Below are 23536 nucleotides of genomic sequence, written 5' to 3'. Positions count from 1 at the left end.
ACTCAGGCGTCCGTCACGCTCGACGCGATCTCTTCGACATCGTCCGCCAGGGCGGCCGCCCGCTCGGCGACAGCGTTGGGGACTCGACGGCTTCCCGCCAGCTCGGAAGCGAGCTTTCGCGCCATCTGCGCCAGTTTCCGCACCTGGAGGCTCTCCGGGGGCGGCTCCGGCGGGGGCCGGGGGAAGCGCTCGGTGAACTCCTTCTTGAGCTCCGTGGGGGACTTCTCCGGGCTCCAGATGCTGTCGCGCAGGGACTTGTACTCGGTGGGGGACAGCTGGCCGCGCTCCTCCGCGTCAGCCAGGACTTCCACCACCTCGAAGGCGGGGGCCTTCTCCGGGAACTCCTGCTGCTGGAGCTCTTCCGGGTCCTCGTGCTTGGCCAGGAAGCTGAACGAGCGCGTGAGCTTCAGCGCGGTCTGCTTCTTGATGTGCAGTTCCTTGAGGCAGTAGGCCTCGAAGGTGGCGTGGCCCCACTCCTCGTACTTGGCCTCGTCCCGGACCTGGACGAGCAGCTTGCCCAGCTCCGCCCAGGTGGACTTGAAGCGCTTGGCGGCGAGCAGGACGGTGTGGCGGAACGTCCCCGGGGGGACGCTCATGGCCTTCTTGGCGATTTCGACTTCGGCGACAGAGGCGGACATGCCTGTTGTATCGGGCACGTCCGGGGGGTGGGCAAGAAAGTCGCCCTACCCCCGCTTGCCGATATTGAACGAAAGCCCCACGGTGGCGCGCTCGCCGTCGTAGGCCTTGAAGGGCCACTTCTTCAGCTCGGAGAGCAGGCACTCGTAGAGCGGGCCCTGCTTGAACTGGGGGTTGTCCACCCAGAGCTTGTTCACGCGGCCGTCGTTCCCGATGACGAACTCCATGGGGATCTTCGCGGCCAGGCCGGGCGTGCGCTCGGCCTCTTCCTTGAAGCAGCGGAAGAGCTTGGACTGGTTGCCCGCGACGACGCGGTTGATGGCGCCCTGGTCGAACTGCTGGGCCATCTCCAGGCCGTCCGGATCCGTGGAGACGCTGCCGGTGCGGGGCGGCGGCCGGTTGCCCGCGACGGCGGCCGTGGCCACCGCGCCGCTGCCCCCTGTCTTGCCGGTGCCATTGCCCTGCCCCGCGGGGCGATCCGGGCGGCGCGGGTCGTTGGACGGATAGGCGAAGAGGTCCTCGTCGTCCGCTCGCGCCTGGGCCAGGCGGATGGTGGGCGGATCCATGGTGATGCCGTCGCCCTCCTCCGAAGCGCCGAACAGGCCGTACACGGCGGCGTTGCGCGCCAGGTACCAGCCGGTGACGCCCAACAGGAGCGCCACGACCGCGGCGACGCCGGCCAGCACCTTCACCCGCTTCTGGTTGCGGGCCTGCTCCACGAGCATCGTCTGGGCCACGCGGCCCTGCGCCTCGAAGCGCGCGATGTGCACCTGGAAGGCGGCGGTGTCGCGCAGGTTGCGGAACTCCCGCTCACCGGCCGGAGCCACCGGGCTGTCCGGGGTCAGTTCCCCCGTGTAGAGCTTCTCCACCACCTGGGACGCGGTGATGGGCCCCAGCACCAGGTCGCCCTGTCGGAAAAGCCACTGCCCATCATTGTCCATCGCGAGTTCTTGAGCGGCCAGCATTCGCGCGGGAGTATCGTGTTTCTCCCGCCGACACCGCAACGCCGTGGCCAGGTCCAAGCTCAGACGAATTCCCGCCGTACTGTGGACTTGGTATCGCGGTGGAAACTTCCGCGGCTTCCAGCGCCAGGTGGAAGGTCCCACCGTCCAGGACGCCCTTGAAGACGCCCTGGAGCAGGCAGGCTCACCGGCCACGGTGATGCCGTCCGGGCGCACCGACCGGGGCGTGCACGCTCGGATGCAGGTCATCAGCCTGCGCCTCAATGAGGACGTGCCCCTGGAGTCACTGCCCGCGCGCCTCAAGCCGCACCTGTCCCCGGACGTGGGGCTGTGCGTCGCGAAGCGGCCGCCGGGCGCGTTTCACGCCCAGTGGAGCGCGAGCGGCAAGGAGTACCGCTACCGCCTGACGCTGGGCGCGCCTCCGACGGAAGCCTGGAGGCCGTACGCGCTGGATGTGGCAGCGGACGAGACGCTCCAGGCCGGGCACCGGGTGGCTCCGGAGCGGCTGGAGGCGCTGCTCTCCCGCGCCGTGGGCACGCGGGACTTCACCGCGTTCCACGAGCGCTCCAGTCCCCAGAAGCCGCGCACGCTGGAGTCCGCCACCCTGCGGGAGCTGGGCGGAGGGCTCCATGAGGCGAGGCTCCTGGGAGATGGCTTCGCGCGCTACCAGGTGCGGTACCTGGTGGGCAGCGCGCTGAAGGTGGCCGCGGGGCTCCTGTCCGAGGAGCAGTGGCACGCGGCGCTGGATTCGGGAGCGGCCCTGGCCGGCTTCAAGGCCCCGGCGCATGGGCTGGTGCTGTGGGAGGTCCGCTATCCTTCCGCGGTGGACCCCTTCGGGCCCGGCGAGCGCCTCCACCCGCCCGGTCTGCCCGACGCGCCACCCTTCTGAAGGGAGCGCCGCCGGGCGGACGTGACGCTTCAGTCCACGAAGCGCGCTTCGTACTTCGCCAGCAGATCCGAGATGGCCTCCCGGAGGTACTCGCTCTGACGGATGCGCGTGGAGCGCGACAGCTCCTTCAGGGCATCCAGCTTCTCGCGGTTGAGACGAAACACGACCGAGGTGAGGCGGGGATTCATGTCCAAGTGCGTGGCCTCCGACAGATGCACACACCCTCTCACAATGTCGGACAACCTCAAGAAAACAACCTACGAGGCCGAACCCACCGGGATGATCCACTGCAACCCGGTGAAGAGCTCGGTGTCCGCGCGCAGTCCGGAGCCGAACCCGAACGTGAAGCCGAGCCCGCCGTACAGCGCGAAATGATCCGAGAGGGTGTGTCTGGCGCCGAACCCTATGCGAGGCCCCAGCCACGGCCCAGAAATCGGCCGCACGGAAACGCCGAGATCAAAGAAGGTCCGCCAGGACTCGGATCCGAAGACGCTGCGGTAGCCGGTGATCAGCGCCAGCTCCTCCCCCGGGCGTCCGGTGCTGCCGCGCGCGAGGAGGAACACCTCATCCCCCTCGTAGCCCACGGTGATCGCCGCTCCCAGATCCAGGTGCCCGGCGAGCCCGGACACGGCGGAGGTCCCGCTGATCCGTTCGGTGTACGTGGCGCCGGGCCCCACCGTGAGGATCAGCGAGCGCTGGCGCGCGTACGGCCCGTCCTCCAGGTACTCCACGGCGCCAGCGGGGGTGGCCAGCGCCAGGGGCAGCGCGATCAGGAAACGCTTCACCCCACCACCGGGAGCTTGAAGCCCTCGGCCTTCCCCTGCCCTGCCGCGGGCGCGATGCCGGCGGCTTCATTGAGGCGGCCGGAGCGGAAGGGCTCCAGATCCAGGGCCACGAACTTGAAGCCCAGGGACTTGAAGGCGCCGTTGATCCGCTCGCGGATGCCGGCCTCGAAGAAGCGGGGGTACTCCTCGCTGGCCAGCTCGATGCGCGCCACGTCCTGGTGGTAGCGCACGCGGAACTGCTTGAACTCCAGCGCGCGCAGCTCCGACTCCGCCGCGGCGATCTGCAAGAGCCGGTCGCGCGTCACGGACGTGCCGTAGGGGATGCGCGACGCCAGGCACGCCATCTGCGGCTTGTCCCAGGTGGGCAGCCCCAGCTTGCGGCTCCACGCGCGGATCTCATCCTTGGTGAGCCCCGCCTGTGCCAGGGGGGACACCACCTGGTGCTCCTTCGCGGCCTTGTGGCCGGGGCGGTGATCCTTGAAGTCGTCCGCGTTGAAGCCGTCCAGCACGACGGAGAGGCCCAGCTCCGCGCGCTTCGCCTCGCAGAGGTCGTACAGCTCCGTCTTGCAGAAGTAGCAGCGGTTGGTGGGGTTGGCGGCGTAGTTGGGGTTCGCCAGCTCGTTGCTGGAGACGACGACGTGCCGGGCGCCCAGACGGCCCGCCAGCTCACGGGCCTCGCGCTCCTCCTCCGGGGCGACGGAGGCGGACAGCGCGGTGAGCGCCAGGGCGCGCTCACCCAGCACCTCCGCCGCGATCGCGAGGACGAAGGTGGAGTCCACGCCGCCGGAGAACGCCACCAGCGCGCTGCCGTGGGCGCGCAGCGATTCGCGCATCGCCTCCAGCTTGGGGCGGGACGACTCACACAGGGCTTCAATCCGCTCGGGGCTCAGCATGGGGGACTCCTAAAACGGAAGGGCCCCGGATTGCACGCGCATCGCGCGGGCAACCTGGAGCCCTTCGACAGTCAGGACGACGGCGGGGCCTTAGCGGGCCTTGCCCTTGGCGGCCTTCTTCTTCGCGGCGGCGGCCGGGGCCGGCTTGCCCACGCGGGCGGCGCGGGTGGCCGGACGCGCCTTGGCGCCCTTGGAACCCTTGTCCGCCTTGGGGGTCTTCGCGGCCTTCACGGCGGCGACCCGGGCGGGGGCCTCCTCCTCGTCGCGGCGGGCCTTCTTCGCCGGCAGCGGGTTGGCCTTCATCTTCTTGCCGGTGATGATCTTCAGCTCGTCCGTCGTCATCAGGCCCAGGTCCAGCAGGGCCTGGAAGATCTTCATCCCGCCGTCCTCCACCGACTCCGAGTCGGAGTAGATGGTCACCTCAGGGGAGGTGGGCGGCTCGTACGGCTCCGTGATGCCGATGAAGTTGGGGATCTCCCCGTTGAGCGCCTTCTTGTACTTGCCGGTGGTGTCGCGCTCGATGAGCTTCTCCGTGGGGCAGTCGACGTAGACCTCCACGTACTTGCCCACCGAGCGGCGCACTTCCTCTCGGCTCGACTTGTAGGGGCTCACGCAGGGGACGAGCACGGCCGTGCCGTTGCGGGCCAGGAGGCCAGCGACGAAGCCCAGGCGGCGCACCACCATGTTGCGCTCGTCCTTGGTGTCGCCGATGCCGGCCCACAGGTCGTTCTGGAGTTCGCCCTCGTCGAGGACCTCCACGTTACGTCCGACCTGGCGGAGCCGAGCCGCGATGTAGGCGGCCGTCGTGGTCTTCCCGGTCCCGGACATGCCGGTGAGCCAGAGGGTGAATCCAGTGTTGGTGGCCATACGGGTTCTAACTCCCTGCGTCCGGAGCGCTTCTTGCACGCGGCGTGGGACGCGGCAGATCCAATAGACCGCCGCTTTATAGACGAAAACCCAGTGACTTGACAATTCGGACCCACCTTTCCGCAGGTGGGGTCGGCTGCAGGGCAAGTTCCCGCCCTTACACGGGTTTTTCAAACCTGAAATCCGCCAATGCAAGCGGAACAGTCTGAAAATCCCCTGCACGCCAAACAGACCGGGAGGCGGAGGAGGCACGGCCTCCGCGTATGGCAACCACCACGTAGGACACCTGAGGCAGCAGTGGGATTCCCGAGGGAGCAGCCTGGCGGCGGTCCTCGGCGGAGAAAACCGCGGGCGCGTCCACGTGCGAGTGGAAGACGCACGCCACCTCCTCCTGCCGCACGTCCGCGTCCAGGCACACCTGGAGCCACGCCTCCGGCGCGAAGGCATAGGCGACGCGCGGCGTGGGGGAGGCGTTCTCCAGGGGGACGACCCGCCAGGAGCTCCCCTCCCCCTCCCCGCTCCTGAGGATCACGCCGCAGCCCTCCTGGGGCCAGGCGGCCTCCAGGTGGCGGATCATCCCGGCGAGGACCTCCGGTGGGATCAGGGCTTCGCTTCCGCCGCCGCGCAGCGCGAGCACCGGCGGAGCTCCAGATCCGTCATCGCGCCCGGGGCGCTCAGCCACCGGCCGCCCAGCGACGGGCCCATGCCCAGGCGCAGCCGCTGGAACACCAGGGCTCCCAGCGCACCCAGCGCCACGCCCATGGCCCCGTCCGGCGGCGTGCCCAGATGGCGCACCGTTTCGCCGAAGCACCAGACGCACCCGTCCGCGCCCCGGAACACCACCGCGCCGCGCGCGCCATCGCCGCCCAGCGCGACCCACGGAGCCTCGCCGCTCCAGGCCGCGGGCAGCTCCGCGAGCAGCCCGCCTCCCGCCGTGCCCGCCGCGTCCGGGTTCACCTCCGGAACCACGCGCGCCAGGACCTCCGCCACGGGCTGGCCCACGTCCCGCGCGGACGCGAGGAACCCCGGCGACCAGGGCCCCATGGTCAGCGAGCCCACGCCCGTCACCGGGGTGCCGCCGCCGGCCAGGTACGCCGTGGCGGTGAGGCCGGACGCGCCCAGGCCGTCCACGCGCGCGCCGCCCGACAAGAGCGCCTCCTGCCCGCGCCCGCCCACGACCCTCAGCAATATCTGCCGGGAGTAGCGGAGGATCTGATCCTCGCGCAGCGCCATGACGCCGTCTCCTTCAGCCCCCCGCCATGGCGGGGATGAGGGTGATCCGGTCCGCGTCCTTCACCGGCGTGTCCAGCGCCTTGAGCGCGCGCACGTCCTCGTCATTGAGGAAGACGTTCACGTACCGGCGCACGGCGCCCTTGTCGTCGAAGAGGCGCGCGCCCATGCCGGGATAGCGCACCTCCAGGTCGCGCAGCACCTCGCCCACGGTAGCGCCGGTGGCCTGGACCTCGGACTTGTTGCCGGTCAGCGTCCTCATGGGTGTCGGAATGCGGATCGTGGCCATCGTTCATTTCCCCCGCTTGCGGATGATCAACCGGTGCGTGCCGTCCCCGCGCGGATCCAGGGAGACCACGTCGTGGCCCTCGTCCTTCGCGCTGCGGGGCACGTTCTTCAGGGGCTCGTCGCCCTTGAGCAGCACCTCCAGCAGCGAGTCCGGAGGCAGCGACTCCAGCTTCAGCTTGGTGCGCACGTAGGTCATCGGACACACCTCGCGGGTGATGTCCAACGTCGCCGTCACGTCGGGCATGCGGTGTCCTCCTGGGACGAAGGGAACGGGGGCAGCGACTGGATGTCGCAGCCCGGGCAGTCCGGCGCGCGCGTCACCTTCACCGTGCGCCCCTCCAGCGTCTCGCCGTCGAGCACGTGCAGCGTGGCCTGGCCCCGGGGCCCGGTGGCCGCGCCCGCGAGCAGCTCCAGGGAGAGCAGCGCCTGCACCGCGCCGATGAGCCCCGCCATGGAGCCCAGCACGCCCGCCTGCGCGCAGGTGGGCACCGCGTCCGGAGGCGGCACGTCCTCATAGAGGCAGCGCAGGCAAGGCCCTCCGGGGTCGATTCGCAGGGCCTGACCGTGCATGCGCAGCACGCCGCCGTAGACCAGGGGCACGCCGGTGAGCACCGCCACGTCCGACAGGAAGAACTTGGTCGCGACGCCGTCGGTGGCGTCCACCACCAGGTCGTGCTCGCGGAAGAGCGCCTCCGCGTTGCCCGCGTCCAGGCGCTCGGGGATGGCCTCCACGCTCAGGCCGGGGAAGGCGCGCAGCAGGCCGTCCGCGGCGGACTGGGCCTTGAAGCGGCCCACGTCCTGGGTGCGGTGCCAGAGCTGCCGGGGCAGGTTCGTCACGTCCACCCGGTCCGGATCCACCAGCGTCAGGTGGCCCACACCGCCCTGGGCCAGCGCGAGCGACACCGGGCAGCCCAGGCCGCCTGCTCCCACGATCAGCACCCTCGAGCGCTCGATGCGGGTGGCGTGGGGAATGCGGGCGTGATGGTCGGTATCCGGGGAACCGTGCATGGGACTGGTGCTCCGCGAGGAACGAAACGAATATGGTGCGGCGACTCCACGTCCCGTCTTCAAACCGCCGCCGTCACAAGCGGCCCTCACCAGCCAGGACATATGAAAAACCTGACCGGCGCGCTCGTGTTTTCCACCCTGCTGTCCCTGGCTGTCGGCTGCCACAAGAACACCGGGGAGAGCCCCGACGCGGCCACCCAGACCGGCACCGTCCAGGAGGAGCTGAAGTCGGGCCGCGAGGCCGCTCCTCCTCCGGAGGCCACCGCCGAGGCCGGCACGCCCACCGAGTCCGGCTCGCCCAAGGACGCCAGCGCCGTGAACTACGACTCCGGCGCCAGCGACCGCCTGGCCCTGGAGGCCTGCGTGGACGGCTGGCTCAAGGCCCACAACCTGGACCGGTACGGCAACTCGAAGGGCACCATGTACGCGGGCGGCACGCCCCTGTTCGACGAGCGCACCGGGCAGAGCACCGACCGCCTGGACTACGTCCTCCAGCGCCAGCCCTCGGCCAAGAAGGCCTGCGTGGACGAAGGCGCCCCCAAGTAACGCCCGCTTCCCCTTCCGCAGCCGCCAGGATGCCGGCCTGGCGGCTTGCCGGGAATTCCGTCCCCCGGGGCAGGTCCCGTAAGCTGCCGCTCGCATGGACAGCGACCCCCGACCCGGCGACGACCACCCGGCCCATGACCTGAAGGCCCGCGTCCGCGCCGTGCTGGAGCGCCGCAACCTCACGGACAACGTGTCCGCGGAGCAGGCGGCGGCCTCCTGGGAGCAGGACCGCTTCGTGGCCCGGGCCCGCGCGCTGTTCTACGCGCGGATGATGTTCCTCACGTTGGGCCTGCTCATCCTCGCGGTGCCCGCGTGGAGCGGCTACTTCGGCTTCAACGGGCCCATCTCCTTCCTGGGCTACTTCGCGATGCTCATCTACAGCGTCGCGAACCTGCTCGTCATCGACCACCCGAAGGCGGGCCGGTGGGTGACGTACCTGTCGCTGTGCTTCGACCTGCTGATCACCGTGGTGCTCATCGCCCGGCCGCAGGTGGGCGGCGGCCTCCAGAGCCCGCTGCTGGCGACGCAGCTGCTCTTCACCACGCTCTTCGCCATCCTCTTCCCCAAGCCGCTGGCCATCCTGCCGCCGCTCTTGGCGCTGCCCATCACCACGCGCCTGGACCTCTTGCTCAACCGCTCCGTGACGGCGGTGGAGCTGCTCACGCTGCTCTGGTACCTGGGGCTCAACTTCATCATCGTCTACGTGCTCGTGTACCTGAACGAGCGCGAGGCCACCGCGCACCGCGAGGTGGTGGCCCTGCAGGGTGACCTGAAGGAGCTGGCGGTGGTGGAGGAGCGCAACCGGCTGGCGCGCGAGATCCACGACGGACTGGGCGCGTCCCTGTCCTCGATGATCATCCAGGCGGAGTACATCCTGAACCTCGCGAGCGAGGACGGGCTGCGCACGGAGATCCGCGAGATGAAGGCCACCGCGGAGGAGTCGATTGAAGAGCTGCGCCGCAACCTGCGGATGATGCGCGACGACTTCGAGCTGGCGCAGGGCCTTGAGGACTACATCAAGACCTTCCGCGACCGCACCGGGCAATCCATCCGCTTCGAGCGCACGGGTCTGGCGCGCAAGCTGCCCCCGGACGCGCAGCTGGCGCTGTTCCGCATCCTCCAGGAATGTCTGTCCAACGCCGCGAAGCACGCCGAAGCCAAGGAGGTCCAGGTGCGCCTGGACTTCAGCGCGGAGGGCGTGCACCTGGTGGTCCGCGACAACGGCAAGGGCTTCGACCCGGGCCGCACGCCGCGTGGCCACTACGGCCTGCTCAACATGCGTGAGCGGGCCATGAAGCTTGGAGGTTCCATCGTGGTGGACTCGGCGCCCGGCGCCGGGGCCCAGGTGGCCTTCTCCCTCCCCTGTCTTTCCGCCTGACACGCACCGGAGCCCCGCCCGTGGACCCGACCCCGAATGCCCCCGCCCTCCCCATCCGCGTGTTCGTCGTGGAGGACCAGACCAAGATCTTGAAGAACCAGCTGCGCCTCTTCGAAGGCCACCCGGACATCGACATCGTGGGCACCGCGCTGTCGGGCGAGGCCGCGTTGGTGGAGGTGGAGCGCGAGCAGCCGGACGTGCTGCTGCTGGATCTGGGACTGCCGCGCATGAGCGGCATCGACGTCACGCGAGAGGTGAAGGCGCGCTTCCCGAAGGTGGAGATCCTGATCTTCACCATCTTCGACGAGGAGGACAAAGTCCTCGAGGCCGTGAAGGCGGGCGCGTCCGGCTACCTGCTCAAGGGCGCCACGGTGGACAAGATCGTCGAGGCCATCAAGGAGGTGCGCGCGGGCGGCACGGTCATCCAGCCGAACCTGGCGCGCCGCCTGTTGCGCCACTTCCGCGTGGAGCCGGACACCGCGCCCGTGCCCACCGAACCCTTGCCCGTGACGGAGTCCGCGCCAGCCAGTGATGAAGCGTCCGCGCACGAGCCGCTGCTCAAGCCGCTGTCGGACCGGGAGCGGGAGATCCTCCAGCTCATCGCCAAGGGCGTGTCCAACAGCGAGGCGGCCCGGCTGCTGTCGCTGTCCAAGGCGACCATCCGCACGCACCTGGAGCACATCTACCGGAAACTCGAAGTGACGAACCGCGTGGAGGCCGTCACCGAGGGCATCCGCAAGGGCCTCATCTCCGTCTAGTAGCGGGCCCTGATGGGTCGGGCTGGTTCTTTTCACGGACGACGCGGTGCGTGGCCTCTACAGTGGGGAGTCTTCCTTCCCCACTCACAGGAGCCCCACCATGGACGTCCGCGCCGCCGTCGCCTTCGAGGCCGGCAAGCCCCTGAGCATCGAAACCGTGCACCTGGAGGGCCCCAAGGCGGGCGAGGTGCTGATCGAGCTGAAGGCCACCGGCCTGTGCCACACCGACGAGTTCACCCGCTCCGGCGCGGACCCGGAGGGCCTGTTCCCCGCCATCTTCGGCCACGAGGGCGCGGGCATCGTCGTGGACGTGGGCCCGGGCGTCACCAGCGTGAAGAAGGGCGACCACGTCATCCCGCTCTACACGCCGGAGTGCCGCGGCTGTAAGTCGTGCCTGTCCCAGAAGACGAACCTGTGCACGGCCATCCGCGCCACGCAGGGCAAGGGCCTGATGCCGGATGGCACCAGCCGCTTCCGCCTGGGCAAGCAGATGATCCACCACTACATGGGCTGCTCCACGTTCGCGAACTACACGGTGCTGCCGGAGATCGCCGTGGCGAAGATCCGCGAGGACGCCCCGTTCGAGAAGGTCTGCTACATCGGCTGCGGCGTCACCACCGGCGTGGGCGCCGTCGTCTACACCGCGAAGGTGGAGGCCGGCGCGAAGGTCGTCGTCTTCGGTCTGGGCGGCATCGGCCTCAACGTCGTGCAGGCCGCGCGCATGGTGGGCGCCGACATGATCGTCGGCGTGGACCTGAACCCCGCGCGCAAGGAGATCGCGGAGAAGTTCGGGATGACGCACTTCGTGAACCCGAAGGAGGTGGAGGGAGACCTCGTCCCCTACCTCGTCAACCTCACCGGCGGCGGCGCGGACTACAGCTTCGAGTGCATCGGCAGCGTGAAGACGATGCGCCAGGCCCTGGAGTGCTGCCACCGCGGCTGGGGTGAGAGCATCATCATCGGCGTGGCGGGCGCGGGTCAGGAGATCAGCACCCGTCCGTTCCAGCTCGTCACGGGCCGCGTGTGGAAGGGCAGCGCGTTCGGCGGCGCGCGCGGCCGCACGGACGTGCCGAAGATTGTCGACTGGTACATGGACGGGAAGATCCAGGTGGACCCGCTGATCACGCACACGCTGAAGCTGGAGGAGATCAACCACGGCTTCGACCTGATGCACGAAGGCAAGTCCATCCGCAGCGTGGTGAAGTACGCATGAGCGCCGTGGCTCCCACGCTCGTCAGCGAGCACGCGTGCTTCGGAGGGACGCAGTCCTTCTGGAAGCACCCGTCCGAGGCGTGCGGCGGTGAGATGCGCTTCAGCGTCTACACCCCGCCCCAGGCGAAGCACGGCAAGGTGCCCGTGCTGTATTACCTGGCGGGCCTCACCTGCACGGAGGAGACGTTCGCCATCAAGGGCGGCGCGCAGCGCGTGGCGGCGGAACTGGGGCTGATGCTCGTGGCGCCGGACACCAGTCCTCGCGGCGCGGGCATCCCGGGCGAGGACGCGGACTGGGACTTCGGTACCGGCGCGGGCTTCTACCTGGACGCCACCCAGGAGCCGTGGAAGGCGCGCTACCGCATGGGCACGTACATCACGAAGGAGCTGCCCGGCATCATCGGTGCGCACTTCCCCGCGCGCATGGACCGCGAGGGCATCTTCGGGCACTCCATGGGCGGGCACGGCGCGCTGGTGACGGCGCTGCGTGACCCGGGCCGGTACAGGTCCGTGTCCGCGTTCGCGCCCATCGGGGCTCCCATCCGCAGCCCCTGGGGCAAGAAGGCCTTTGGCGGCTACCTGGGGCCGGATGAGGCGACGTGGCGCGAGTACGACGCCACGGAGCTCCTGAAGGCCGGCCGGCGCCTGCCCGCGCTGCTGGTGGACCAGGGGACGAAGGACAAGTTCCTGCCGGACCAGCTGCACCCGCACTTCCTGAAGGAGGCCTGCGAGGCGGCGGGCCAGCCCCTCACCCTGCGCATGCAGGAGGGGTACGACCACGGCTACTACTTCGTCTCCACGTTCATGGAGGACCACCTGCGCCACCATGGCGCGGCGCTGAACGCGGGCTGAAAGCCGAGGCCCGGGCACTCATGCCCTGTAATCCCCCTTCCCTCCCTGGCCCGAAACGTGGGAGGCGTGGGGCATGAGTGCTTCCTTCAAGTCCCTGGGCCTGTCTCCCGAAACGCTGGGCGCGGTGAAGCGTGCCCGCTTCGGCGCCCCCACGCCCATCCAGGCGCAGGCCATCCCGCCCGCGTTGTCCGGCCGCGACGTCATTGGCTGCGCGGCCACTGGCACCGGCAAGACGGCCGCCTACCTGCTCCCCATGATTGAACGCTTCGCGGGCGAGAAGGGCACGCGGGGCCTCATCCTCACGCCCACGCGCGAGCTGGCGCAGCAGGTGGAGGAGCAGGCCCGCTTCTTCGGCGAGCCCCTGGGCGTCCTGCCCGTCCTCATCGTCGGCGGCGAGGACATGAACGCGCAGGTGGATGCGCTGCGCGAGCGCCCCACCCTCATCGTCGCCACGCCGGGCCGGCTCGTGGACCTCCTGGGCGTGAAGGCCGTGAACCTGTCGCGCATCCAGACGCTGGTGCTGGATGAGGCGGACCGGATGCTCGACATGGGCTTCCTGCCGCAGATCAACCAGATCCTCCACGCGCTGCCCCGCGAGCGCCAGACGCTGCTGTTCTCCGCCACGCTGGGCGCGGACGTGACGCGCTTCGGACAGCGCGCCCTGCACAAGCCCGTGCGCGTGGAGGTGACTCCCAGCGGCACGCCCGCGCCTCGCGCCGAACAGCACCTGTACATCGTGAAGCCCGAGGAGAAGTGGCCCCTGCTCCTCACCCTGCTCTCACAGGATCAGGCCAGCGCGCTCATCTTCGTCCGCACCCAGCAGCGCGCGGACAAGATGAAGGAATTGCTCGCGGCCGCGGGCCACAAGTCCGCCGCCCTGCACGCGGGCCGCACGCAGGCCCAGCGGCGTCAGGCGTTGGAGGGCTTCCGCCGGGGGCAGTACCGCTGCCTCGTGGCCACCGACCTGGCGGCGCGCGGCCTGGACGTGGATGACATTGGCCACGTCATCAGCCTGGACGTGCCGCACGGACCGGAGGACTACGTGCACCGGATTGGCCGCACCGCTCGCGCGGCGGCCAGTGGACGGGCGTCGTTGTTCGCGCTGGAGGTGGAGCGCCGCACGCTCCAGGACATCGAGCGCATCATCCGCCAGGAGCTTCCGCGCACGGAGGTGCCGCGCAGGGACCCCATCTTCAAGCGGGAGATGGAGGCGTTCGCGGCGAAGCAGCGCGACCCGGGGCCGCCCCAGGCCGACCATGGGCGCTCCAAGCGGCCCGAAGGCGCGGCGCCCGGGCGGCATGCCCGGACGCACGGCAAGGGCCGGCCAAAGGGCCCCAGCGGTCAGTGATCGTGGTCCTCACCGGGGCCGTGCGCGTGGCCGTGCTCGAGCTCCTCGGGCGTGGCGGCGCGCACTTCCTTGATGGCGACCTCGAAGTGCAGCTCCTTGCCGGCGAACGGGTGGTTGAAGTCCACCAGCACCGTGTCCTTGCGCACCTCCTTCACCAGGAAGTCGACCTCGTCGCCCTCCGGATCCGTGGCGCTCAGGATGCCGCCGGCCTTGATCTCCAGGTCGTCGGGGAACTCGGAACGGGGGACCTCCTCGACGCCTTCCGGGTCGTAGTCGCCGTAGCCGTCCGCCGCGGAGACGACCGTCTTCAGCGACTCGCCCGCGGACTTGCCCTCCAGCGCCTTCTCCAGGCCGGGGACGATCTCCTCGTAGCCGTGCAGGTAGACGAGCGGCTCGCCTGCCTCGCTCTCGTCCACGATCTTCCCGTCGCCGAGGTGCAGCTTGTAGTCAATGGCGACAACACTGTCCTTGCCGATTTTCATGGGGCCCTCATAGCGCATTCAGTCATGTCGCGGTGGAAGGATGATGCTCACCGTTACGGCGTGCACAGGGACGTCCTACCAGCGCATGCGCAGCTCGAAGCGGCCGTGGCCGTCATCGGACTCGAGTACCGCGCTGGGGTTGGAGGCCCCGGCCTGGCGCAGGGCCTCCTCGCAACAGCCCGCCGCGGCCTCCGACGGGAACGGATAGCCCTGGAACGTCACGCGCCAGTCCTTGGGGCCCAGCTCCGTGGAGGTGATCTCCACCGGCTCCATCACGGAGCGGAAGCTCAGCGCCACGCGCTTCATGGCGCGGTCCGGGCCCGCGACCTTCAGGGCCACGTTCACCACCTTGCCCACCAGCGTCTCGAAGTAGCCGCGCACCAGGTCCCGGCCCATCTGCCGCAGGGCCTCCTCGCGAGGCCGGCCCGCGTAGGCCGCCTGCAGCACCAGGTTCTGGCAGCGCAGGAACACCGACGCCGGATAGCTGGCCCGGGGGCGGTCCGGGTCGTAGCCCGCCGCCGCCATGCGCTCGCGCATCGCGTTGTCCATGCGCACGCAGCGCAGGAGCGATTCGAACAGCGTGGACTGGATGACGACCTCGGCCGGGGACATGGACGCTCGAAGTGGGGAAACGCGTTGAAACCGGGAAGGCGCGCGACACTACCCTTTCGGGTCCTGGAAGCGAGCCCCCTGGCGATGTCACGTCCAACGCTTGTCGTTTCAAGGCCTTGGAGCAGCCTGGAGGGCAATCGACCGTTCGCGGAAACGATTTCCGGGCAGGGCCGTCCGTGAGCCAGACGATGGAAGGCGTCACGGACGAAGTGCTCATGGACCAGTTCTGCCAGGGAGACCAGCCGGCGTTCGAGGCGCTGTTCGCCCGGCACGCCGGGCGCGTGCACGGCTTCCTCGCTCGCATGGTGAGGGACGGGCCTTTGGCGGAGGACCTCATGCAGACAACCTTCCTCTCCGTCATCCGCGCCCGGGGCCGCTACGAGCGGGGCACGCGCTTCACCCCCTGGCTGCTCACCATCGCGGCGAACGCGGCCCGGGATGCGCTGCGGCACCAGCAGCACGTGGACGCGCACGCGCACGCGCCGCCGGAGGGGCCCACGGCGGTGCCCGCGCCGGATGGAGACCCGGCCATGCGCCGGCGCATCGAGGACGCGCTCCAGCAGTTGCCCCTGGAGCAGCGCGAGGCGGTGGTGCTGAGCAAGCTGGAGGGCTGGTCCTTCGAGGAGATCGCCGAGATGCGCGGCATCCGCGCGGGCGCGGCCCGGCTCCGCGCGCACCGGGGCTACGAGAAGCTGCGCGAACTCCTGGGTGGACTGGAGGACATGTCATGAGCCTCCCGTCCGACCCCTGGCGGTCCCCCCCGCCCCGCCTGGACCCCAAGGCGATGGAGCGTGCGCTGGCGGCGTCTCGCGAGGAGCTGGCGCTGAAGCGGCCGGTGCGCGGATGGCGTTCGCAGGCGGTGGGGGTGTTCGCGGCGTCCTCGGGCCTGGCGCTCGCGGTGACGGGCGTGCTGCTGGCGCTGGGGCGCACCACGGGCGCGGTGCTCACGGGCCGGGCGCCCATGCTGGCGATGCTGCTGTCCACGAGCGCGGTGTGCTCCTGGGGAGCCCTGTCTCCGCGCGGGCGCCCGCTGCGCCAGGTGGGCGTGGGCATGGCGCTGGTGAGCGCCGTGCTGCTGGTGCTGACGCGGGCGGCCCCTCGGGGCCCCTCCACGCTCCCCGAGTGGGTGTGCACGGTAAGCCACGTGGCGGTGGCGCTGGTACCCCTGGTGGTGGCGTTGGTGGCGCTGAGGTCGGCGGCGTTCGACCCGCTGCGCGCGACGGTGGCGGGGCTGTCGGTGGGGACGGTGGGCGCGTTCGTGGGCGAGCTGGCGTGTGAGCAGGGACCCGGCCACGTGGCCACCTATCACCTGGCGGCGTGGGCGCTGATGACGCTCGCGACGTGGGCGCTGTCGAAACGACTCAAACCCCGGACCTACGCACCATGAAGCAGGACCCCTCGCTCATCTTGACGGAAGACGTGGACGGCGCGCCGGTGCGCATGGGTGCGGCGGTGATGATCGTCCGCACCGAAGCGGACGACGCCGTGGCGGAGCGCTTCCTGGGCCGCGTGGGCGTCGTCGTGGCGCTGGTGTTCGACGACCCGGCCATGCAGTACCCGAGCGATCCGCTCATCCAGGTGCGCGTGGCCGGCGTGGGCGAGGACCTGTTCTTCGCCCGTGAGATTGTCGAAGTGCCCCAGGGTCACTTCGTCGCGTTCGGGTCGTCCAGCTCCGGGTAGTGCCGGAAGATGCCCTGCTGGTTGAAGGGCTGGGCGCGGTTGGATTGTTTGTACGCGGCGATGCGGGGGCGCTCCGAGATGCGCTGACGCAAGGCCATCACGCCGGGGATTCCCGGGGCGACGCGGCGCATGGCATTGGGAAAGGCATACAGCAGGCCTTCCACCAGCTGGTACAGCGCGAGCTCCGGATAGGAGAAGTCGCGGCCCAGGAGGTACTTCCCTCCCCCTTGGGTGTTGGCCTTCAGCACGCGCTCGAAGTAGCCGAGGAACTTCGGGATGCGGGTGGTGCGGAAGTCTTCCGCGCGTTGCTTCGCGGCGTCCTTCTGCTCGTCGTAGTACTTCATCACGGCGAGGGGATGGTGCGTGTCATGGGCTTCCGCCACCACGTCCGCGACGGTGAGCTGGAATTGACGGGCGTGCAGGCGTGAGGCTTCGTCCTGGGGGACGAGGCCGAAGCGTTCGCCCAGGTAGGAGCAGATGTTGGGCGCCTGGGAGATGACGACGTCGCCCACCTTGAGCACGGGCGGCGCGTACGCGGGCACGGGCCCCTTGCCAATCATGTCCGTGACCGCCTTCCCGCCGGATTGCAGGCCCACGTCCACCCAGTCCGCGCCTGCTTCTTCCAGCACCAGCCGCACGAACTCGCCCCGGCCGGGAATGCCGGGCCAGTAGTACAGCTCGAACTTCGCGTCGCTCATCGCCGTCACCTCGCGTGATGGGAACCGGCGCGGACGGCTAATGCGTCCCGCTGGTGAACTTCAGCCCGATGATGGCGACGATCATCAGCACCAGGAAGAACAGGCGCGAGGGCGTGGCGGGCTCATGGAAGAGCACCATGCCCGCGACGGCCGCACCGGCCGCGCCGATGCCCACCCAGACCGCGTAGGCCGTGCCGATGGGCAGCTGCTTCACCGCGAGGCCCAGCAGGCCCATGCTCGCGATCATGGCGCCAATCGTGAGCACGCTGGGCAGCGGCCGGGTGAAGCCTTGCGCGTACTTGAGGCCCAGCGTCCAACAGACTTCGAGCAGGCCGGCGATGATGAGGAGGATCCAAGACGACGACATGACGCACGACTCCCGTGAAGGCGTCGTCTTGTCGTGACCGGGTACGGCGCACCTCGTCCGGGCTCGGAGGCCCCACCCCGGGGCATCCGCACGCGCCGCGGAAGCTAACCGGGATGGACGCCTTGTGCCACCCACCCGCACCTGTCCATGGGATTGCGGATTATCCCAGATTCGCCTATTGAACTGGCATAAGCCGCAAGTCAGGAAAGGTCGTTCAATGCAGCGCAAGCATTTCGCCGTGGCCGCAGGGGTGTCGCTGTTCGCCCTGGGGATGGGCGCCCAGGCAGCGGAGATCTTCCGCAACACCGGAACGCTGTCCGGTTGGAACTCGCTCAACGTGGAGCACAACGGTTCGTTGAAGGAAGTCACCAACGTCGTCTACGAGGGCTCCACCGCCATCAAGGCCACGCAGGTCTACGACCCCAACTACACCGAGCGCTACCACTCGGAGGTCGTGAAGCACAACGTGTACCGCCGGGGCGACACGGGCTTCTATGGCTTCATGTTCCGGCTGCAGCAGGACTGGCAGTTCCAGCCGCAGTCCTTCAACATCGCCCAGTTCATCGCGAACTTCTCCGACACGGGCTGCGATGGCCACATGCCCACCACCATGGTGTGGCTGTCCGGCAACCAGCTCACCACCCGGGTGAAGTACGGCACCGTCTGCGACCAGAAGACCACCACCTTCCGCAACCTGGCCACCGTCACCCCCGGCGAGTGGCACAAGGTCGTCATGCAGGTGAAGTGGACCAGCGACACCACCGGCTTCATCAAGCTGTGGTTCGACGGTGTGAAGGTCCTGGAGCAGTTCAACCTGGCCACCACCGTGGCGGATGACCGCTACCTCCAGTTCCGCGTCGGCCTCTACGCCAATGGCTGGCACGACAGCGGGTACATGCAGGGCACCCAGGGCACCCGCAGCATCTGGATTGACGAGATCGCGGCCGGCACGACGTTCGCCGACGCAGACCCTGCGCAGTGGTAGTCCCGGTGGGCGCGGCGAGGTCCTCCCCCCGCCGCGCCGCCAACCTCACGGCAGCTGCGTCTGGAACGCCGACCAGCGCTTGTGCACCCACTGCCGGATGTACTCCACCTCCTCCGCGTGGGTCTTGAAGTCCTGCCGCAGGTGCCAGTCCGGGAAGTTGCCGTACCCGTTCTCGTCCCCCGCTTCCGGCTTCGCGAAGTTGCGGTACCGCTCCGCCCACTCCGCCTCGTCACGCTGCGCGTTGGGCCCCAGCTCCTTCACGTAGCCGTCGATCATCGCCTGCACCGTGGCCTCGCTCACTTCGTTCTTCAGGGCCTGCCGGTAGCGCTCGCGCATGGGCCCCGAGATGGAGGGCTCCGCCAGCATCCGCTTGAAGAGCAGGTTGTCCGACGCGTAGGTGGGCCGCGCCGTGGCGCTGGTGCGCGTGGTGTCGTAGTTCTGCCCGAAGCTCGCGTCCAGGTCCCACGGGATGTAGCGCCAGGGGCCGCCCGCCTTCGGATCGAACGCGTGATAGGCGTTCTTCGCCTGCGAGTCATTGCCCTGGATGAGCGTATTGAAGATCCACCAGTCCTCGTAGTCCCGCGCCTTCAGCTTCGTGCCGAACTGCTGGCGGAAGGTGTCGTTGCTGGAGTCCGCCACCCACGCGACGAAGTCGTGCAGCGTGCTGAAGTTGCCCGGCGGGTTGCCCTCGTCCTTCACGAAGCCGACGTGGAGGTTCTCCTTCGTCTGCCCGTGGCGCGTCAGCCGGGAGAAGTTGGCGTCCGCGGTGTCGGCCTTGTAGAGGTCCGAGTCGTCGTCGATGCCGTTCCACTCCATCAGCCGTTTGTCCACGTGGTCCGACGCCGTGTAGAGCCCCCGGTACTTGTTGTTCGCGTACACCACCACGCTGAAGGTGCGGATGCGCACGGCGTCGGGCGCCAGGCGGTGCCACAGGTCGAACGCCAGCCGCGAGCGCAGGTAGGAGTTGTCATTGAACGTGGTGATGAGCACCACGCGCTTGCGGTCCTTGAAGCCGTCGCCGAAGACGGGCTCGGAGAACAGGTCGTCCTCCGCGAACTTGAGCGTCAGGCTGCGCTTGGGAAACACGCTGGACGTGGCCCCGCGGTACTTCGCCTCGATGGTGTAGCGGCGGCCCCGGTACACCACCTCCGCCGGCTTGTAGAAGCCAGACGTCAGGTTGTCCGGGAAGAACAGGTGCACCACCGGCAGCCCGTACTCCTCCGTGTAGGCCGCGGGGTCGACGATGTCGACCTTGCCCGGCGCGGTGTTGTTGTTGGCCACGCCCACCTTGAGCGTGCCCGTCTCGCCGGTGGTGCGCTCCTCCAGCGTGAGCATCCACACCGCGGCCTGGTTGAGCGCGGGCGTCCAGCGCAGCGTGCCGGTGGACTCGTCGAACGTGGCGCCCGCGGGCAGGTTCTTCACCCCGAAGCGCAGCCCGGCCTCCTTGAGGCCCGTGGAGCACGTCACCTGCGCGGTGACGGGCTCGCCCTCCTGCACCCAGCGCGTGTCCCCCGCCGTGGGCGCGCACGTCAGCGGCGCTGACCCCGCGTCCCCGCTCCCCGCGTCCGGCGTACCGGTGCCCGCGTCGGCCGGCGAGCCCGTGCCCGCGTCGTACGGCGAGCCCGTGCCTTCATCCGCCGGGCCCGCATCGGACCGGGGAAGGCCTTCTCCGTCGTCGTAGCCCGTGCCGGGAGGATTGCCGGTCGTGGGAGAGGAGTCCCCTCCGCCGCACGCCACCAGGGCAAGGCACGCCAGCCCCGCCACTCCCCGCCCCAACCATCGCCTTGCTCGCACCAGGAATCGTCCCCCTTGCGTCACGGGCCCGTGACAGGCCGTGGAGGCAAGGGGTAGTCATCGTGCGCGAGGGCAGACACCCGCGCTCCGGGGTGATGTCACTCGCCCGACAACGTCAACGTCAGTACGTCGCGATCAGACCCACGTGGAGGCTGGAGTACGTCTCCTCGGCCGCTCCACCGTCGTCCCAGCCCGTCAACGTGCCGGCCCCGGAGAACCGGTCCTTGAAGTGCGCCAGGCGCCAGGCCACGTCGTAGCCGAAGGGCCCCCAGATGTCCCCGGACACGCCCAGCTCCGCGGTCCAGCCGAAGCTGGACACGGACGTGCCGTAGTCGCGCACCTCCAGCGCCCGCCGGCCCCCGTCCGCGTCCGGCGAGTGCCCCGGCCTGGGCGACAGCAACAGCCCGCCCGACGCGTCCAGCCGCACCGAGCTGAACAGCGGCACGGACAGGTCCAACGCCACGGAGGGGAACACGCGGTGCGTGCCGGTCAGCGGGTTGTCCGTGGACGCCTCCACGTCGAACGCGCGCGTCTGGATGCCGGCGCGTGCGCCCACGTAGCCCTGCTGCGGCCGCGTCGTGCCGAAGCGGAAGTAGAAGCGGTACATCGCCTGCGCGGTGAAGGCCGTGTCGGTGGCGGACACCTCGCGCACCGGCGTCTGGCCGCCGTCCCCGGTGAGCGTCACGTCGGAGCTGGAGAAGCCCCGCTGCACGCCCAGCTGGAGTCCCAGCCCGCGCAGCACCGAGTTGGGGTGACGCGCCAGCGGCAGCACCTCCGCCTCCAGCGCCAGGCCCAGGTACGGATACGACGACGAGAAGTCCGACGTGTCCCCCAACTGCTCCTCCTCCGGGAGCCGGTCGTACTCGCCGCAGCTGTCCACGCCGGGCCGCGCGCAGTAGCGCCGCCACGTCGCGGTGAGGGACAGGTTGAGGCGCACCCAGGTGGGCGCGCCCACCTCCGGCTCCGTCTTCGCCTGCGCCCTGCCCGACGGCGTGGTGCCCAGCCGCAGCGACAGCCACGCGGGGGACTCGCGCGTGCCGTGGAAGGCGAGCGGCGTCAGGGCGTCAGAGGCCGCCGCGGCCGGAGCCGCCAGGGCTCCAGCGAGGGCCAGGGTCCGCAACAGGCCCGAGGGGACCCTCGCGCTTCGGGTGGTCGTCATGCTCCGGTCAGGTTCACCCAGCGCCGGAGCGAAGTCCAGGCTCGGGGCTCAGGCGTTCATCACGTGACCCACGCTCGCCGCGGAGGGCACTGGCGCGGGCTGCGGCGTGAGCGAAGGCGAGGAATCCTGGGACACCACGGGTGCGGGCTGGGATTCCTGCGTACGACCCAGGAAGTCCCGCCGGTAGATGCGCACCATGGCCATGAAGATGGACGCGATGAGCGGCCCCACCAGCAGGCCCATCATCCCGAACACCGCCAGCCCGCCGAACATGGACAGGAAGACGAGCAGCGGGTGCAGCGCCATGCGCGAGCCGCACAGCCTCGGGCGGATGACGTTGTCGATGCTGCCCACCAGGAAGGTGCCCCACGCGAGCAGGAAGACGCCCTCGCTCACCCGGTTCGCCGCGATGAGGATGACGCCAATGGGCCCCCAGACGAGCGCGGTGCCACCCACCGGCACCAGCGCCACCAGCACCATGGCCGCGCCCCACACGCCGGCGTGCGGCACGCCCGCGATGAGCAGCCCCACGAAGCCCACCGCGCCCTGCACCAGCGCGGTGACGGTGTTGCCGTAGATGATGGCGTACGCGACGTCCGTGAACTCGTGGGAGAAGGCGTCGAAGTAGCGGCGCTCCAGCGGAATCAGCCGGGCCACCTCGTTCACCAGACGACGGCCGTCCAGGAAGAAGTAGTACATGGCGACCGTCATCAGGAACATGTTGACGATCAGCTCCGTGCCGGCGCCCACCAGGTCCGCGAGCAGCCCCGCGCCGCCGGACACCGCCGTCATCAGCAGGCGCTCCGTCTCCGAGCTCTCCGGATCGAAGTGCACGTAGCGGGTGAGGCCGCGCGGCAGGCTGTTGAGCAGGTGGTGGCGCAGGTCCACCTGATCCAACAGGTCCTGCGCCTGGCCCACGAACTGGAGCACCTCGCGGGCCACCATCCAGCCCACCAGCGCCAGCGGCGCCAGGATGAGCAGGAACACCGCGAGGGTGGACAGTCCCGCCGCCAGGGACTTGCGGCCCTGGAGCCGCCGGTCCAAGGAGTCCTGGATGGGCATGAACAGGACGACCAGGAAGCCGCCCAGCAGCACCGGCATCAGGAACGGCAGCAGGATGCGCGAGAAAAGAATCAGCGCGAGCGCGAAGAGCCCCGCGAAGATGAAATTGGACCACCGCTTCGAGTCTGCCGCCGTCACCGCCCCACCCCGTCCCCCAGACCAGCTGCACGCAACGTAGGAACGGTTATTCCCACCAGGAAGTCCGTCCCTCCCATCCCCAAGAGGCCATCCATGACTTCTGGACGTTTCGCTCCGATCGCGGCCGCCGCCACCGCCGTGGTGTCCGGCGCCTTCCTGATGCTCGGTCCCGCCGGTTGCGACGAGGGCGCCCCCGTGGACTGCGGCGACACCTGCCCCCCCGTGGAGGGCACCTATCCGCTGGCCTTCCCGGGCGACGCGGGCCTGCCCTCCGAGTGCGTGAACCTGAACGTGGTGGCCCCGGCGAACGGAGACCCGCTGGTCATCCAGCACACCGACGGCGGCATCATCACGGGGACGCTGACGGGGGTGGCGCTGACGGGCCAGCTGTACGCATCCGGAGCGCTGATCCTGTCCGGCTCACCGATCCCCAGCAGTGACGGTGGGGTGAGCAGCTTCCTCAGCCTCACCGCGACCTTCGCCGGGGGCCCGGCGGACGGCGGCGGTGTTGGCAGCCTGTCCGGGACCTTCACCGGCAACTACTCGCGCATCCAGGGCACCTCCGCCCTCAGATGCAACGTGGCGCGCCCCTTCACGGCGACCCGGCAGTAAAGCCAGGGCCGCCGGGAGCGGCGCCAGGGAAGACGGACTACTTCTTCTTGCCTTCGGCGGCGGCGGCCTTGGCGGCTTCCTTCTGCTTCTTGATCCGCTTCTTCCAGTGCTGACGGATCTTCATCTGCACGCGGCGGTGCTTGCTCTTGCTGTTGGCCATGTGGGTGGCTCCTGGTCTCCGGAATGGAGCAAAGGGGGGCTTACCTATCAGAAGCCTACGGGCTCCCGGAAGAGGAACCCTCGGGGTCCTCCGGGACGGGGGCCGCGCCGGCCTCCGGGGCAGGCCCAGGCGCCC

General features: G+C 69.7%; 31 protein-coding genes and 1 riboswitch. Of the genes, 12 read left to right on the top strand and 19 right to left on the bottom strand.

The window, feature by feature from the left end; genetic code table 11:
• Positions 1-2 precede the first annotated feature (2 nt).
• Together D7X96_RS06925 and D7X96_RS06920 are read right to left on the bottom strand one after the other, a co-directional pair.
• Positions 3-656 carry a hypothetical protein gene (locus tag D7X96_RS06925; protein ID WP_199747052.1) on the bottom strand — a complete coding sequence of 218 codons (654 nt, stop codon included), beginning with the start codon at positions 654-656 and terminating at the stop codon, positions 3-5.
• Between the two features lie 27 nt (positions 657-683).
• Positions 684-1577: an AgmX/PglI C-terminal domain-containing protein gene (locus D7X96_RS06920; protein WP_306449632.1), complete on the bottom strand. Its 894-nt coding sequence runs from the start codon at positions 1575-1577 to the stop codon at positions 684-686.
• Positions 1578-1728: 151 nt separating this feature from the next.
• On the opposite strand from D7X96_RS06920, the gene D7X96_RS06915 reads away from it, so the two are divergent.
• On the top strand, positions 1729-2487 hold the full coding sequence (locus D7X96_RS06915; protein WP_244219482.1) for a tRNA pseudouridine synthase A: 759 nt from the start codon (positions 1729-1731) through the stop codon (positions 2485-2487).
• Positions 2488-2516: 29 nt separating this feature from the next.
• Here D7X96_RS06915 and D7X96_RS06910 read toward each other — a convergent pair whose 3' ends face one another.
• The 9 genes from D7X96_RS06910 to D7X96_RS06870 form a co-directional block, all read right to left on the bottom strand.
• Positions 2517-2681, bottom strand: coding sequence for a ribbon-helix-helix domain-containing protein (locus tag D7X96_RS06910; protein ID WP_120563010.1), 165 nt, complete (start codon positions 2679-2681; stop codon positions 2517-2519).
• A 63-nt stretch (positions 2682-2744) separates the two neighbouring features.
• Positions 2745-3272, bottom strand: coding sequence for a hypothetical protein (locus tag D7X96_RS06905; protein WP_120551937.1), 528 nt, complete (start codon positions 3270-3272; stop codon positions 2745-2747).
• A complete protein-coding gene (larE, locus tag D7X96_RS06900; RefSeq protein ID WP_120551938.1) occupies positions 3269-4165 on the bottom strand; it encodes an ATP-dependent sacrificial sulfur transferase LarE in 897 nt (298 codons plus the stop codon). Before larE ends, D7X96_RS06905 begins: the two co-directional genes overlap by 4 nt.
• A gap of 90 nt (positions 4166-4255) precedes the next feature.
• Positions 4256-5032: an adenylyl-sulfate kinase gene (gene cysC, locus D7X96_RS06895; RefSeq protein WP_120551939.1), complete on the bottom strand. Its 777-nt coding sequence runs from the start codon at positions 5030-5032 to the stop codon at positions 4256-4258.
• A gap of 157 nt (positions 5033-5189) precedes the next feature.
• Positions 5190-5669 (bottom strand): M67 family metallopeptidase, encoded by a 480-nt coding sequence (locus D7X96_RS06890; protein WP_121769299.1) that lies wholly within the window; start codon positions 5667-5669, stop codon positions 5190-5192.
• The gene (locus D7X96_RS06885) at positions 5633-6265 is read right to left on the bottom strand and encodes a HesA/MoeB/ThiF family protein (protein WP_120551941.1); all 633 of its coding nucleotides are present in this window, start codon (positions 6263-6265) and stop codon (positions 5633-5635) included. The genes D7X96_RS06890 and D7X96_RS06885 overlap by 37 nt, the downstream gene beginning before the upstream one ends.
• A gap of 13 nt (positions 6266-6278) precedes the next feature.
• Entirely contained in the window at positions 6279-6551 is a 273-nt protein-coding gene (locus D7X96_RS06880) for a ubiquitin-like small modifier protein 1 (RefSeq protein WP_120551942.1), read from the bottom strand.
• A gap of 3 nt (positions 6552-6554) precedes the next feature.
• Positions 6555-6794 (bottom strand): sulfurtransferase TusA family protein, encoded by a 240-nt coding sequence (locus D7X96_RS06875; protein ID WP_120551943.1) that lies wholly within the window; start codon positions 6792-6794, stop codon positions 6555-6557.
• On the bottom strand, positions 6782-7558 hold the full coding sequence (locus D7X96_RS06870) for a HesA/MoeB/ThiF family protein (RefSeq protein ID WP_121769298.1): 777 nt from the start codon (positions 7556-7558) through the stop codon (positions 6782-6784). Before D7X96_RS06870 ends, D7X96_RS06875 begins: the two co-directional genes overlap by 13 nt.
• A 102-nt stretch (positions 7559-7660) precedes the next feature.
• Between D7X96_RS06870 and D7X96_RS06865 the strand changes: the two genes are divergently transcribed.
• From D7X96_RS06865 to D7X96_RS06840, 6 genes are all read left to right on the top strand, one after another.
• Positions 7661-8104: a hypothetical protein gene (locus tag D7X96_RS06865; RefSeq protein WP_120551945.1), complete on the top strand. Its 444-nt coding sequence runs from the start codon at positions 7661-7663 to the stop codon at positions 8102-8104.
• A gap of 94 nt (positions 8105-8198) precedes the next feature.
• Positions 8199-9482 carry a sensor histidine kinase gene (locus tag D7X96_RS06860; RefSeq protein ID WP_120551946.1) on the top strand — a complete coding sequence of 428 codons (1284 nt, stop codon included), beginning with the start codon at positions 8199-8201 and terminating at the stop codon, positions 9480-9482.
• A gap of 20 nt (positions 9483-9502) precedes the next feature.
• Positions 9503-10240 carry a response regulator gene (locus D7X96_RS06855; RefSeq protein ID WP_121769297.1) on the top strand — a complete coding sequence of 246 codons (738 nt, stop codon included), beginning with the start codon at positions 9503-9505 and terminating at the stop codon, positions 10238-10240.
• Positions 10241-10340: 100 nt separating this feature from the next.
• A complete protein-coding gene (locus D7X96_RS06850) occupies positions 10341-11453 on the top strand; it encodes an S-(hydroxymethyl)glutathione dehydrogenase/class III alcohol dehydrogenase (protein WP_121769296.1) in 1113 nt (370 codons plus the stop codon).
• The gene (gene fghA / locus D7X96_RS06845; RefSeq protein WP_121769295.1) at positions 11450-12304 is read left to right on the top strand and encodes an S-formylglutathione hydrolase; all 855 of its coding nucleotides are present in this window, start codon (positions 11450-11452) and stop codon (positions 12302-12304) included. Before D7X96_RS06850 ends, fghA begins: the two co-directional genes overlap by 4 nt.
• A gap of 73 nt (positions 12305-12377) precedes the next feature.
• The gene (locus D7X96_RS06840; protein WP_121769294.1) at positions 12378-13652 is read left to right on the top strand and encodes a DEAD/DEAH box helicase; all 1275 of its coding nucleotides are present in this window, start codon (positions 12378-12380) and stop codon (positions 13650-13652) included.
• On the opposite strand, the gene D7X96_RS06835 is transcribed toward D7X96_RS06840, so the two are convergent.
• Together D7X96_RS06835 and D7X96_RS06830 are read right to left on the bottom strand one after the other, a co-directional pair.
• A complete protein-coding gene (locus D7X96_RS06835; protein ID WP_120552438.1) occupies positions 13646-14134 on the bottom strand; it encodes an FKBP-type peptidyl-prolyl cis-trans isomerase in 489 nt (162 codons plus the stop codon). The genes D7X96_RS06840 and D7X96_RS06835 overlap by 7 nt on opposite strands.
• A gap of 75 nt (positions 14135-14209) precedes the next feature.
• Positions 14210-14746, bottom strand: coding sequence for a DUF2378 family protein (locus tag D7X96_RS06830; RefSeq protein WP_121769293.1), 537 nt, complete (start codon positions 14744-14746; stop codon positions 14210-14212).
• Between the two features lie 188 nt (positions 14747-14934).
• On the opposite strand from D7X96_RS06830, the gene D7X96_RS06825 reads away from it, so the two are divergent.
• From D7X96_RS06825 to D7X96_RS06815, 3 genes are read left to right on the top strand one after another with little or no spacing between them, the layout of a single operon-like run.
• Positions 14935-15477 carry an RNA polymerase sigma factor gene (locus D7X96_RS06825; RefSeq protein ID WP_120552429.1) on the top strand — a complete coding sequence of 181 codons (543 nt, stop codon included), beginning with the start codon at positions 14935-14937 and terminating at the stop codon, positions 15475-15477.
• Positions 15474-16133, top strand: coding sequence for a DUF1109 family protein (locus D7X96_RS06820; protein ID WP_121769292.1), 660 nt, complete (start codon positions 15474-15476; stop codon positions 16131-16133). Before D7X96_RS06825 ends, D7X96_RS06820 begins: the two co-directional genes overlap by 4 nt.
• On the top strand, positions 16130-16426 hold the full coding sequence (locus D7X96_RS06815) for a Carotenogenesis protein CarS (protein WP_121769291.1): 297 nt from the start codon (positions 16130-16132) through the stop codon (positions 16424-16426). Before D7X96_RS06820 ends, D7X96_RS06815 begins: the two co-directional genes overlap by 4 nt.
• Here the strand turns inward: D7X96_RS06815 and D7X96_RS06810 are convergent.
• Both D7X96_RS06810 and sugE read right to left on the bottom strand, forming a co-directional pair.
• Entirely contained in the window at positions 16390-17124 is a 735-nt protein-coding gene (locus D7X96_RS06810) for a glutathione S-transferase (RefSeq protein WP_121725462.1), read from the bottom strand. The genes D7X96_RS06815 and D7X96_RS06810 overlap by 37 nt on opposite strands.
• Before the next feature lie 37 nt (positions 17125-17161).
• Positions 17162-17491, bottom strand: a complete 330-nt coding sequence (gene sugE, locus D7X96_RS06805; RefSeq protein ID WP_120552433.1) for a quaternary ammonium compound efflux SMR transporter SugE — start codon at positions 17489-17491, stop codon at positions 17162-17164.
• Positions 17492-17508: 17 nt separating this feature from the next.
• Positions 17509-17578: riboswitch (guanidine-III (ykkC-III) riboswitch) on the bottom strand.
• 130 nt (positions 17579-17708) lie between these two features.
• On the opposite strand from sugE, the gene D7X96_RS06800 reads away from it, so the two are divergent.
• Entirely contained in the window at positions 17709-18476 is a 768-nt protein-coding gene (locus D7X96_RS06800) for a polysaccharide lyase family 20 protein (protein ID WP_120552434.1), read from the top strand.
• A 45-nt stretch (positions 18477-18521) separates the two neighbouring features.
• Here D7X96_RS06800 and D7X96_RS06795 read toward each other — a convergent pair whose 3' ends face one another.
• The 3 genes from D7X96_RS06795 to D7X96_RS06785 form a co-directional block, all read right to left on the bottom strand.
• On the bottom strand, positions 18522-20270 hold the full coding sequence (locus D7X96_RS06795; RefSeq protein WP_208647277.1) for a CotH kinase family protein: 1749 nt from the start codon (positions 20268-20270) through the stop codon (positions 18522-18524).
• A gap of 121 nt (positions 20271-20391) precedes the next feature.
• The gene (locus D7X96_RS06790; RefSeq protein ID WP_121769290.1) at positions 20392-21429 is read right to left on the bottom strand and encodes a hypothetical protein; all 1038 of its coding nucleotides are present in this window, start codon (positions 21427-21429) and stop codon (positions 20392-20394) included.
• A 48-nt stretch (positions 21430-21477) separates the two neighbouring features.
• Entirely contained in the window at positions 21478-22629 is a 1152-nt protein-coding gene (locus D7X96_RS06785; RefSeq protein WP_120552436.1) for an AI-2E family transporter, read from the bottom strand.
• Positions 22630-22722: 93 nt separating this feature from the next.
• Between D7X96_RS06785 and D7X96_RS06780 the strand changes: the two genes are divergently transcribed.
• On the top strand, positions 22723-23241 hold the full coding sequence (locus D7X96_RS06780; protein WP_120552437.1) for a hypothetical protein: 519 nt from the start codon (positions 22723-22725) through the stop codon (positions 23239-23241).
• 37 nt (positions 23242-23278) lie between these two features.
• Here the strand turns inward: D7X96_RS06780 and D7X96_RS06775 are convergent, their stop codons facing one another.
• On the bottom strand, positions 23279-23401 hold the full coding sequence (locus tag D7X96_RS06775) for a hypothetical protein (protein WP_014396669.1): 123 nt from the start codon (positions 23399-23401) through the stop codon (positions 23279-23281).
• Positions 23402-23536: the final 135 nt, after the last annotated feature.

The organism is Corallococcus interemptor, from assembly GCF_003668875.1.
Taxonomy (GTDB): domain Bacteria; phylum Myxococcota; class Myxococcia; order Myxococcales; family Myxococcaceae; genus Corallococcus; species Corallococcus interemptor.
This window is presented reverse-complemented; position numbering and strand designations above follow the sequence as displayed.